Origin of the sequence: Pelorhabdus rhamnosifermentans (assembly GCF_018835585.1) — a bacterium.
GTDB lineage: Bacteria > Bacillota > Negativicutes > UMGS1260 > UMGS1260 > Pelorhabdus > Pelorhabdus rhamnosifermentans.
This window is the reverse complement of record NZ_JAHGVE010000021.1, coordinates 48715-61034: the sequence shown is the minus strand read 5'-3', so window position 1 is coordinate 61034 and position 12320 is coordinate 48715. Positions and strand designations below refer to the sequence as shown.

12 protein-coding genes are annotated in these 12320 nt (G+C 41.4%); all 12 read left to right on the top strand.

Annotated elements, in window-relative coordinates; all coding sequences use genetic code 11:
• Positions 1 to 50 precede the first annotated feature (50 nt).
• On the top strand, positions 51 to 1307 hold the full coding sequence (locus tag Ga0466249_RS19690) for a hypothetical protein (protein ID WP_215831191.1): 1257 nt from the start codon (positions 51 to 53) through the stop codon (positions 1305 to 1307).
• Positions 1300 to 2385 carry a hypothetical protein gene (locus tag Ga0466249_RS19685; protein WP_215831190.1) on the top strand — a complete coding sequence of 362 codons (1086 nt, stop codon included), beginning with the start codon at positions 1300 to 1302 and terminating at the stop codon, positions 2383 to 2385. The genes Ga0466249_RS19690 and Ga0466249_RS19685 overlap by 8 nt, the downstream gene beginning before the upstream one ends.
• Positions 2386 to 2588: 203 nt before the next feature.
• Entirely contained in the window at positions 2589 to 4667 is a 2079-nt protein-coding gene (locus tag Ga0466249_RS19680) for a thioredoxin domain-containing protein (protein ID WP_215831189.1), read from the top strand.
• A 529-nt stretch (positions 4668 to 5196) separates the two neighbouring features.
• Positions 5197 to 5502 (top strand): hypothetical protein, encoded by a 306-nt coding sequence (locus tag Ga0466249_RS19675; protein WP_215831188.1) that lies wholly within the window; start codon positions 5197 to 5199, stop codon positions 5500 to 5502.
• 128 nt (positions 5503 to 5630) lie between these two features.
• The gene (locus tag Ga0466249_RS19670; RefSeq protein WP_215831187.1) at positions 5631 to 6455 is read left to right on the top strand and encodes an RMD1 family protein; all 825 of its coding nucleotides are present in this window, start codon (positions 5631 to 5633) and stop codon (positions 6453 to 6455) included.
• A gap of 134 nt (positions 6456 to 6589) precedes the next feature.
• The gene (gene splB, locus Ga0466249_RS19665; RefSeq protein WP_215831186.1) at positions 6590 to 7612 is read left to right on the top strand and encodes a spore photoproduct lyase; all 1023 of its coding nucleotides are present in this window, start codon (positions 6590 to 6592) and stop codon (positions 7610 to 7612) included.
• Between the two features lie 65 nt (positions 7613 to 7677).
• Positions 7678 to 8094, top strand: coding sequence for a holo-ACP synthase (gene acpS / locus Ga0466249_RS19660; protein WP_215831185.1), 417 nt, complete (start codon positions 7678 to 7680; stop codon positions 8092 to 8094).
• On the top strand, positions 8057 to 9619 hold the full coding sequence (locus tag Ga0466249_RS19655; protein WP_215831184.1) for an NAD(P)H-hydrate dehydratase: 1563 nt from the start codon (positions 8057 to 8059) through the stop codon (positions 9617 to 9619). Before acpS ends, Ga0466249_RS19655 begins: the two co-directional genes overlap by 38 nt.
• 138 nt (positions 9620 to 9757) lie before the next feature.
• Positions 9758 to 10033 carry a CopG family ribbon-helix-helix protein gene (locus Ga0466249_RS19650; protein WP_312889808.1) on the top strand — a complete coding sequence of 92 codons (276 nt, stop codon included), beginning with the start codon at positions 9758 to 9760 and terminating at the stop codon, positions 10031 to 10033.
• Positions 10034 to 10036: 3 nt separating this feature from the next.
• Entirely contained in the window at positions 10037 to 10387 is a 351-nt protein-coding gene (locus tag Ga0466249_RS19645; RefSeq protein WP_215831183.1) for a type II toxin-antitoxin system PemK/MazF family toxin, read from the top strand.
• Positions 10388 to 10550: 163 nt separating this feature from the next.
• Entirely contained in the window at positions 10551 to 11660 is a 1110-nt protein-coding gene (locus Ga0466249_RS19640) for an N-acetylmuramoyl-L-alanine amidase family protein (RefSeq protein ID WP_215831182.1), read from the top strand.
• A complete protein-coding gene (locus Ga0466249_RS19635; RefSeq protein WP_215831181.1) occupies positions 11657 to 12244 on the top strand; it encodes a GerMN domain-containing protein in 588 nt (195 codons plus the stop codon). Before Ga0466249_RS19640 ends, Ga0466249_RS19635 begins: the two co-directional genes overlap by 4 nt.
• Positions 12245 to 12320: the final 76 nt, after the last annotated feature.

The following is a 12320-nucleotide window of genomic DNA, read 5'->3' as shown; positions in this document are numbered from 1 at the left end:
ACTGATAAACTCATGAGTAAAATGTACATATGAAAATGTGAGGTGATTATATGAAAAGTCATAATATAGCTTTACGTGCTCAAGACTTTCAAGAAGCTCTTAAAGAGACAAGTTCATTTGGTCCTAAAGAAGTTCATTTTCGAAATACGATACTTATTGGAAAAGCTGCAAGCTTGTCAATGCATTTAAAAGGGCTTAATTATATTGAAGATATTGATGGATTGATGTATGCAGCAGCTGAACTTGGCATTACAAGTATTGAACTTGAAATTGTTTTAAGACAACTAGAAGAAGTAGATTTTATAAGCGTAATTAAATCTGGGACGGATATCAAACGTGTTGATATAAGAGTTCCAGTGTTTAGAAATGCATATGAAGATTTAGGGAATTTGTGGAGTAGTAAAAATCCGACCGAAACCGAAAAATTTGGAGTTGAGTTGCTTGATAAACTACTTATATCACCAATTAAGGAAGAAATATTTGTTAATACAGGGTTAAGTCCTACTGGAGTAGCTATACTAAAAGATGTTATGACAGCGGGTCAACTCATAAAGATTGAGCCAGTTTCTGGGGAAAAAATTGTGTATTCGCCATTAGCAGTTGATGCTAATCCAATTAACTATTTAAAATGGGCAGAAAGACATACCGATAGTGTAGCAAACTTAGTTAATACTCTTAATGCTAACCAAGGTATACCAATATCTTCATCTTTGATTCCAAATAAAGAAACCCTGGAAGATGCTATTTTAACTGGGGTACTTATGCCTGTAAGAATAATAGGTGCTACCGGGGAGCAAAATTTCATTTTTTCTCCCAAAGGTGGACTTAATAATGAAGAGCGAGTAATAATGGATAAAGCCAGAGCCTTATTGGCATGTGTAAGATACGGACAAAATTTTGCTGCGGGTACTCCGATTAAATATCCCCGCTCCATCTTAACACAATTGCGTAGTAATAAACGTTTTGCAAAAGGCCATCCTGATCTTTACAGTCAATACGGAATTTTGGTAGAAAAACTTGTTGGACGACCAGTTAAAGAAGGCTCTAACAAATGGAATCTTGAAATAATTGACACCGATGAAAACCTTAAAGCACTTGATGTGGCTATCGATATGCTTGAAATGGGAGCATCTCCTACGGCACATTTAAATCTTGAAGCTCAAAAAGCCATCATAAGTCCTCATGGATATCAGGGGCCTACTTCGACTAGACCTCGTCTTGCCACTGTAATACAAGGATCTGCTGCAACTAGAGCAGAAATCGTAACCAATCTTATTTCTATTGCAAGAGGTGTATCTGATGACTAAATCTAGAGATAAAGATTTATATTTAAAGTTAAGATTTAAAAGAATACTTTTTCTATTAGGATATTATTCACCAATAGAAGTTGACTTGAGTGATTTTCAAGTTGATCAAAATAATGAAAAAAAACGGACATCTTTAACTGATTTAGATGTTTTGGGAATAAAATATGATCTTGTTCTTACTTCACATATTGTCGTAGGCGATTGTAAAAGTGGTAGAAATGTGTCAGATTCGAACAGACTTTTTTGGTTAAAGGGAGTTTCTGAGTTTTTTGGGGCCGATGTTGCGTATTTTCTTAGGCCTACGATTGCAAATCATGCTCGTGCGATAGCTCCAAGATTAGGGCTAAGGATTTTAGATGAGAATGAACTTTCGTTATTAGAAGAAAATTTAAAAGCTAATACCTTGATTTTACCAATTGCGGACCCAGATATTTATGAAACTAAGCAATCTCTATGGAGTGTTAATATTCAAATCGGAAGTACATCTGCACAATCGGAAACTCAGATAAAAAAAGTGTTAGGTTTCTTTTCATATGGGTACTGGTATAACGATCAGTATAGGAATCTTTTTAGAGTAATACATCACATGAATAGTATTGCACATTTATTGGATTTTCAACGACCACGCGATGTTTTGATTGCTTATATCGCTTTAGAACGTTTTACACATTGCCTTTTAGAATTAGGAAGTTATATTTATTCAAGGGGGCTTTCGCAAATTCCAATGAATTCAAAGCTATATCTTAATGGAGGGTCAATGGCGTATAGAGAACGAGAAAAGATATTTGATCTTTTAAACCAAATTGGTGTAAAAGAGAATATAGATCCTCCCTTTCTTCCAGATATTATAGAGCAGGTAAATCGAATTATTAATAACCCGTCTGCTGCTTCTATGGCTTTGACGTATTTAGAGGCAATATATATGTGGTGCGAAATGATGAAGAAGAAAGATTTAAAACAGGTTTTTCTAGATAAATATAATGTTGGTACAATTGTATTAGCAAGAGATATTTGTCATACATTCTGTAAAGCTAGCGGATTAAATGAGCAATTATATAAAGTATTAATGTCTCTGTAATTAGATCGGAACCAGCTCATTTTGGGGTGGTTCCTTTTGTTGCAACGGAGGAATTCTCAATATAATGCATAAAAAAGGAAAATTACCTAAGAAAACGAAATTAACTTTTTAAAGGAAGTTAATTTATGCCAGAATATATGCATGTAAATTAGGCAAGTAGCAAATTACTAAGGTAGGTATAGAATACGGAAGAGGTGTTAATTATGTCTGATAAAAGACCTAATAAATTGATAAACGAGAAGAGTCCGTACCTACTTCAGCACGCGTATAATCCGGTGAATTGGTATCCGTGGGGTGAAGAGGCGTTTGCGAAGGCGAAGGCAGAAGACAAGCCTGTGTTTTTGAGTGTCGGCTATAGTACGTGCCATTGGTGCCATGTGATGGAAAGGGAATCTTTCGAAGATGTTGAGGTTGCAGAAATTTTGAATAAGCATTTTGTTGCCATTAAGGTAGATCGGGAAGAACGACCGGATATTGATCATATTTATATGGAAGTCTGTCAGGCGATGACAGGACGAGGCGGCTGGCCGCTAACGGTTGTCATGACGCCGGAACAAAAACCGTTTTTCGTTGGAACGTATTTTCCGAAAATAAGCCGGGAAGGGTATCCTGGTCTGATGCAGCTACTCACGGTGTTAGCGGAACATTGGCGTGAAAATAGGCAGAATGTGATTGCTGAAATGGGTGAGTTTCATAAGGTACTCAGCAAACAGCGGTTTAAAATCGGCCATCTGTCGCAAGCTACATTAGATAAGGCTTATGAGAATCTCGCGCGCGAATTCGATGCAGTGAATGGCGGTTTTGGTTTCGCGCCGAAGTTTCCGATGCCGCATCAACTGTTTTTTTTACTGCGCTACTATGCTTTGACAGGTAAAAAACAAGCCCTTGTCATGGTTCAAACGACACTGGATGCCATGAGTCGCGGCGGAATTTATGATCAACTGGGGTTCGGGTTTTCCCGTTATAGTGTCGATCCAGAGTGGCATGCGCCGCATTTTGAAAAAATGCTGTATGATAATGCCTTGCTTGCCTACGCCTATATTGAAGCTTTTGAAGTGACGCATGAGCCTCGTTATCAACAAATTGCGGAACAAATTTTTACTTATCTCCAGCGGGACATGCTCGATAAGACAGGGACCTTTTATTCGGCGGAAGATGCTGATTCGGAAGGCGTGGAAGGAAAATTTTATTTATGGAGCCGCGCGGAAATCATTCGTCTGCTCGGGAGTGATGGCGAGCTATTTGCTGATTTTTATAGTGCTACTTCCCAAGGAAACTTTGAAACGGATGCCAATATTCTTTACTTAACGAAGCAAGGGTTTGAGGAGTTTGCACTATCTCATCAGGTGACTCCGACAGAGCTTCACGGTAAGCTAGCCGCAGGTCGAGAAAAGCTGTGGCAGCAGCGGGAGCAGCGTGTTCATCCTCATAAAGATGATAAAATTTTGCTTGGCTGGAATGCGTTGTTGATTGCGGTACTCGCCAAAGGGGCCAGGGTGTTTGATGAACCGCGCTATCTGGAGCTGGCTGAACAAACGTGGCAATCATTACAGACGCTGTTAAAGCGTCCGGACGGGCGCTGGCTGGCTCGTTATCGTGAGGGGGAGGCCGCTTATTTGGCGTACCTTGATGATTATGCCTATCTTTGCTGGGCCTTGATTGAATTGTATGGCGCATCGCTTGATGTGGATGTTATAGCTGAAGCCAGTCAATTAGCGGAGCAAGTGCTGGTCTTGTTTGGTGATCAGAAACACGGCGGTTTCTTCTTTTATGGTCAAGATGGTGAGAAATTGCTCAGACGTCCCAAAGAATATGGCGATGGCGCTTTGCCTTCAGGGAACTCTGTTATGGCTTGGTGCTTAGCGAAGCTTTATCGATTGACGCAGCAACCACAATGGAAAACTGAATTGGACAAACTACTCAAAGAAGTTCCAGGTGAAGTTGCAGACTATCCTCATGGCTATTCGTTTTTGCTTCAGGCCCTGCTTTATCAGTCGCAGCCGCCGCAGCAGGCCATTATAGCTGGCTGGAGACGGCAGGATGAATCAGAAGCTATGCTGAAAGTCTGCCGGGAAAAATATGCTCCTTTTTTAGATGTTATTTTGATTGACGAACAGGATCGGCAGAAAACAGAAGAGCTTTTTCCGCAGACGCTAGACTATCCTCTCCTCGATAATCAAGTGACAGCTTATGTTTGTGAAGATTATCAGTGCCAGCTTCCCGTACATCATAAGGAGGAGCTTGAACGTATCCTTGTTACTGTTAGTTCGAGGGACAAATGAACATTAACAATAATTTTAATAGGCATAAAAAAATCATCCCAGACCGATTCTATGCTCTGGGGTGATTTATAAAATATGAAATGAAAATTCAGAAAAAATAGTGTCTTCCATCGGTCTATTTGCTTGCAATCCTTGGGCAAAGGACTATAATTAGTAATAGGTGGAAATTAAAAAGTCGCCGTGTCCTGAAAGTGTAACGAGCACCTTCAGGCACGAGCAGGTGAACCAGCACCTACACGTAACAGCGAACTGTCCACGACGATACTTATCATTATACCGTGTGCCCTTCCTTGATACAAGCGATGGTATGTTCGGTATATAAGGTGGCTGTTATGGCAGAGCTTAGCGGCTGCATGCATAGATATGCAAACGATAGAGCAAAGCGCATGTGTAGGTCAAAAAGAGAGACCTGGCATGCGCTTTTTAATTTCCTCCTTAGACGGGTTGTACAGCGGGGTTCCAAGCACTTTATCAGTGCAGGAAATCCCCTGCTGTTGCAGCCTGAATATTGAGGAGGATCAATAGTATTATGAGTGAGGGTATGCATATTTTTGAAACAGTGACAAGGGAATTGTGGGTTATGCATAATGAGGGTTACCTGCGGGATTTAGGACAAGTATCGGGTAATTACTATTGGGCAGCGCGGGAAATTGAACAATTGCAGAAAGAGTTAGCCGTAGCATTGTCGAAAGAGGATTTTGAAAAACTAACTCAATTGCAGGACTATTTTATAAATCAAGAAACGATCGCTGGCGAGATATTCTATAATCAAGGTTTTGCTGATGGCATGAGCCTTATTATGCAGTCCGCCATGTGGGAAGCAGTTCGGAGGTAAAAAAATTATAAAACGCGAATAGATTATTAAATTTTAAAAACTACGTAAAGGTAAATTTACGTAGTTTTTTTATCCTGTGGTATACTAGAAATAACTAGAAACAATGAAAATTAAAAGGATGAAATCTTATGACTCAATCAAATTTTAAGGCCTTAGTGTTGAGCAGTGAAATTAACTTGGGGAAGATCGCGCGGCACTTTGGAATGAATCAGAAGTTTAAATGGGAAGACCTTTTGCTGTTAGACGAGCAATCCCTCAAGGGCTTATTAAGGGAGCCTGATGGCAAGATGGTCTATATCTTTCACTTCGGAGCCATGGTTTTTGTTAACTTTGAACACCATCAGATGATGGATGTCATTAGTTATATTAAGCAGATTGAAAAAAGCGTCAATGTTACGAATCCCTTTGAATTTAGTGATGATTATCGCTTGGAAATTACTTTGGATGAAGACCCGGCTATTAACAATGATACGATGATAACGGCTGAGAGTCACGAGGGCCAGGGAGAAATCATTGCCACTGTGCTTGCAAAATCAGTGGCTTTAGAAAAGATTGAAGCAGATATTGATATATTGCTTGATGATATCGAAGAGGTTGTCCAGTTTTTGGAACAGGGCAAATTGAATGTATCGGATGATAAGCTGGCGAAAATGTCGGCAAAAATTTTAGGTTATAAATTTAATACGATTTCTTACATAAGGCTGCTTGATAAGCCGGATATCACGTGGGTTAACGAAAGTGCCAGTCAGCTGTTTGTAGAATTAAGTACATTGTTTGAACTGGATGATCGCTATAAAAACATTCGCCATAAATCAGAAACACTGATGGATATTACGGAAGTCTTTTCCGGACTGACTCATGCGAGACGCGGCAATCGCTTGGAGTGGGCAGTCATTATTCTTATTGCCATTGAAATTTTGTTATCTCTTTATACTATGTTCTTTCAGAAATAACAGAAAGCAGCGAATGATAACGGCATGAATAGCAAAGCTCTTGAATGAAAAATATTCAGGAGCTTTGCTTTGTTTTTCAAGGAAACGCGATTAGTGGGGCATACTAGCGAAAAATAATGAAGCGAGGGATACTTATGCAACCGTTTGTGCCTAAACAGGCCTATTTTGAACCGGAAGCCCTTGACTATCCGTTGGGTGTCGAGATTTATGAGAAACTTAGTGATTTATCTGTACCGATTCGGATGACCTCTTCTCATAATCGGATCACAGGGATTACGGGGAGTACGGTCCAAAAGTCTTATCAGGAGGCGAAACGGACGTTGGTAGTGGGTGTGAGACGGACGCTGAATTTCCAAACGTGTAAACCGTCGGCTCATTTTCAATTGCCCCTTAATACGGGGTGTTCCAGCATGTGTGAGTACTGTTATCTTATGACAACGCTTGGCAAGAAACCGTACTTACGGGCCTATGTCAATATTGACGAAGTGCTGGAAAGAGTAACAACCTATATTCAGGAACGAACGCCTGAAGTGACTATTTTTGAAGGAGCGGCTACATCAGATCCGATACCCACGGAGTATCTAACAGGGCTTCTGAAGCGTACGATTGGCTTTTTTGGCAGCCAGCCCCTTGGACGATTCCGTTTTGTTACCAAGCATAGTCAAGTTGATTCTTTGCTAAACGTTCCTCATGGCGGACACACACGGTTTCGATTTACCCTTAATGCGGATTCGCTGATTGCTCGTTATGAGCATTTAACGCCGCCGCTTTCAGAGCGTATAACAGCTGCGGCCAAGGTAGCCAAAGCGGGTTATCCTTTAGGATTTATTATTGCACCCATTTTTTATTACCCATTGTGGAAGTCTGATTATTATGCTATGTTTGAAGAACTAGCGAAAACACTTCCACCTGTTTCGGAACCGATTACCTTTGAATTTATCAGTCATCGTTTTACAAAACGGGCCAAGAGTAATATTGAGGAATTGTTTCCTATGACACAGCTTCCACTTGAGGAAAGTGAACGAATGTTTAAATTCGGTCAGTTCGGTTATGGCAAGTATTTGTATCCGGCTGAATTGCGCCGAGAAATGGAAGCGTTTTGTCGCGACTTAGCAGGTCGGTTTTTTCCTACGGCAAAGATTGAGTATTTTGTCTAAATATTCAAAGTGAATCGCAGGGGATACCCATCTGTTGTGGAATATACAAACAGGAGGGATCTTTGGTGATTGTGGGAATTGGCATGGATTTGATTGAAATTGAACGTATTCAGGCGGCAATTGCAAAGAAGGCATTTATTACCCGTGTATTTACGCCTCGTGAACAGGCTTATTGTGATAGTCGCAAAACAGGGCGCAGTTCTTCTTATGCGGCGCGGTTTGCCGGGAAAGAAGCTGTATTAAAGGCACTTGGAACAGGGCTTATTAAAGGAACCTTGCAGGAAATTGAAATATTGCCGGATGCCTTGGGGGCTCCTGTTGTTACGCTAAGTGGAACCTTTGCTAAAATTGCTGCTAAAAAAAATATTACTAAAATTTATATATCTTTGACTCATGCCAGGCAATATGCTGCGGCACAAGTCGTTTGTTGGGGAGGAAATAACAGTGAAAGTTGCAACAGCGCAGGAAATGAAACAAATTGACCGCAAGGCCATAGATATGTACGGCATTCCCGGTGTTGTTTTGATGGAAAACGCCGGAACGGCTATAGTGAAGTGCTTGGAAAAAGTCAATGGATCACTTACTGGTAAAAAAGTTATTGTTTTAGCTGGTAAGGGTAATAATGGTGGTGATGGGTTTGTTATTGCTCGTCATTTAGCCAATCATGGTGCAAAAGTGAAAGTATTTTTGTTTTGTTCACAACAGGCCATAGCGGGTGATGCGAAGGTTCACTTAGCGATTTTAGTACAAATGGGCCTGGATATTATGGAGATTTCCGGTGAACGGGACTGGGATCGGCTGAAAATAGCGCTTTCTTTTGCTGATTATCTTGTCGATGCTTTAGTCGGAACGGGTTTTCATGGTCGGTTAAGTGCCACTTTGGAACAGGCCGTTTCTTTTATGAATCAATCTGGCAAGCCGATTTATGCTGTCGATATTCCGTCGGGTGTACAGGGAAATGACGGTCAAGTTACGACGCAGGCTGTGAAGGCTGCTTATACCGTTACCTTTGGACTGCCCAAGCCAGGGCTGCTTATTTATCCTGGGGCCGATTATGCGGGGAAAATTATTGTTGATGATATTGGAGTGCCGACCAATCTTTTGACGAGTGGAGAAATTAAGCAGAATGTGATTACTGCACTTGATGTACTCGAAAGGCTTCCGAAACGTACGGCATCCTGTCATAAAGGCGATATGGGCTGGGCTTTTATTGTTGCAGGATCGGAAGGCTTTACGGGTGCTGCCGCACTGGCTGCTCAAGGGGCGCTGCGTTCTGGCGCGGGCAAGGTTACGCTGGGTGTAGGAGAAAGTATTTATAGTATTGCTGCAACGAAGTTGACGGAAGTTATGGTGAAGTCGCTGCCTGATAAGGTAGGCGGAGTTTTAACACGCGATTCTTTACCTGCTATTCAATCCTTTCTGGCTCAGGCCGATGTGCTTGCCCTTGGACCCGGCCTGGGGCGTGATGAAAGAACGCTATCACTTGTTACCGAATTAATCCAGTCTGTTCAGTTGCCTTTGGTGATTGATGCCGATGCCTTATATGCTGTGGCAAAGGATCCATCTGTGCTCGGTTCAAGTCAGGCTCTTTGTATTGTTACACCCCATCCAGGTGAGATGGCGGCACTCACAGGCCTTACGATTGAAGAAATTCAGTCCAATCGATTGGCTGTGGCCAGGCAGTATGCGGCGGAATGGAAAAGTATAGTTATTTTAAAAGGTGCGGCAACAATCGTTGCCTTTCCTGATGGAGAAGTATATATTAATACTACAGGGAATGTTGGTATGGCGACAGGTGGAACAGGCGATGTTTTGACTGGAATGATTACGGCTTTTATTGCACAAGGCTGTTCGAGTCATGATGCGGCGATTATCGGCGTCTATTTGCATGGTTTAGCAGGAGATTTATTAGCTGAAAATAGTCCCGTTGGTATGACTGCGGGCGATTTGGCACAGGCTATTCCAGCGGCTGTTTGTGGTATTTATACAGGCAAAAAATGCGAATGAGTATTATTCTATACAAACTTCATGCTTATGATAGAATAATTATCAAAAATGCTCTATAAAAAAGTTGACATGGTGATATATTAAATACTATACTTTATTGTAGATGATTGTGCCGCAAGGATCAGCGGAGGTGAGGGTGTGGCCGAGTTAAAACGTATTATGATTAGTATCCCGAATAGTTTGCTGCAAGAGGTTGATGGCTTTATTGCCATGGAAAAATTAAGCCGTAGTCAGTTCGTCAGAGAAGCAATGCGCTTATATATTGAAGATAGGAAGCGAAAAGCCGTGCGTGATATGATGAAAAAGGGATATCAGGAAATGGCCATTATTAATTTATCACTGGCAGAAGAAGGGCTACTTGCTGACAGCGAAGTTTTCGAGATGATGCCTACTTTACTGGCGGAGCGTGAATAAGTTGTGGTAGTAAAGCGTGGAGATATTTATTTTGCCAACTTAAGTCCCGTAGTTGGTTCAGAGCAGGGCGGGCACCGGCCTGTTTTAGTGATTCAAAATGATGTGGGTAACAAATACAGTCCAACTGTGATTGTTGCTGCCATTACGTCGCAGATTTCGAAGGCGAAGCTGCCGACTCATGTTGAAGTAAGTGCTAAGTTGTTTCAGCTTGAAAAGGATTCAGTGGTGCTATTAGAACAACTGCGAACGATTGATAAACGACGTTTGAAAGAAAAGGTTACGCATTTAAGTGAAGATATTATGGAAAAGGTGGATGACGCCGTTCGCATTAGTTTGGGCTTAGTTGAGTTATAAGGGACGTAGCAGCAGTTAACAGAATATGATTGATTTAAGGAAAAGGGTCAAAGTTGTGTTAAACTTTGGTCTTTTTTTGTTTTTATGACAAATTTTTAGCAGGAATAATAAAAAAAACAACGAAAACTGTATAGGAATGTCAGGATTTAAGGAGGTTGAAACGGTGCGTCGTAAGTTTTTTGTTTTGTTTATGATTGCTATGATGCTATTGCCACAGGTTGCACTGGCTGCAGCGTACAGAGATATGGGCATCGTGAAGACTTCTGCTATAAGTGCTGTAAAGGGACAAGCATCTCTTACGAATATTCGTTGGGCTAACCATATTGATGCTGCTTCTGGCGCGACTACGCTCAGAATGGTTATTGATATGACAGGACCTGTTCAGGTGGATGGGAGTTTATTGGCCTCTCCATCGCCGCAACTTATTGTGAATATTAAAAATGCGAATGCTAGCAAGGTCGATGATGTCTTGTTAGACGGCAAGGTTGCAAGTAAGATCAATGTTTCTTCAGCAACAGGAAATGCAAAAGTAGTGATTGATTTACCGAATTCCATTAGCCGTAGTGATTATCATGTATTTACTTTGCCAAGTGATAGTAAAAATAACAAACCCTATCGTGTCGTTGTGGATATTAATAAACCGGTATTAAGTAGTAATGTGCATTATTCGGCAGGACTTTCCGATAAGGTTATTGTCCTTGACCCTGGCCATGGTGGCAGTGATCCGGGAGCTATTGGTCCAGGAAAAGATCAAGAAAAAACAGTCACACTTGCTGTCGCGCAAAAGGTGAAATCATTGCTTGAGAAGTCTGGAGCGACTGTGCTTATGACGAGACAGACGGATGTGGATGTTTATGGTCCAAATGCCAGTGGCGCTGATGAATTGGGTGCCAGAGCCGATGTTGCCAATCATCGAAAAACGGATGTCTTTTTGAGTATTCATGCGAATTCTTTTGGCAATCCGACAGTCGGCGGCGGAGCTACTTACTATTATCCAAAATCGAATGCGGATTCTTTGTTAGCCCAATCCATTCAAGATGCATATATTCAAGCGACAGGCTTATCTGATCGTGGTATTTATCAGGCGAATTTTTACGTATTGAAACATACAAGCATGCCTGCTTCACTGATTGAATTGGCCTTTATTTCGAATCCTGCTGAAGAGAAAATGCTGATGGATGATGCTTTTCAACAAAAAATGGCACAAGGAATTGTTCAAGGTCTTGACTCTTTCTTTACACAGGTTGCAGCAGGGGGAGGGGATCATTCATGAGGCATTTTTTGTTTTGTTGTGGTCTATTCGTTTGCTTGCTTCTTACTGGTTGTGCTAATAATAATGATCTGGCAACTACTACTACGCCTGCAGCAACAACAAATACGGCACAACAGTCGCAGTTAGGTGGTGGTACGATACCAGCGACTGCAAATGCAGAGGACACGAAGCATAACTCTATGCAATTGACGCTTTATTATGCCAGTTCTGATGGAATTCATCTTGTTCCGGAAGTCCGTTCTTTTCCGATGAGTGAAACGCCGGCGCGTACAGCTGTTGAAGCCTTGATTGATGGCACAAATAAGCCACAGACAACGAAGGTTTTTCCGCCGGGAACGAAGCTGCGCCAGCTCACCATCAAAGATGATATTGCTTTGGTTGATTTTAATGGCACGATTTTAAAAGGGAATGGTGGTTCCGCCACAGAGACATTATTAGTTACTTCTATTGTCAATACATTAACGGAGTTTCCTCATATCGAAAAGGTCCGGATTCTTGTTGATGGGAAAAAGGTAGATACGCTATACGGTCATCTGGATTTAACTGAACCACTGAGCCGCTCGCCTGGAATGATTAAGAAGTAGCATGAGAAATGAAAAGTAAGCTCAGTATCGTGACTGAGCTTACTTTTTTATTATATAGTCTTGTTAACGCCTGGGA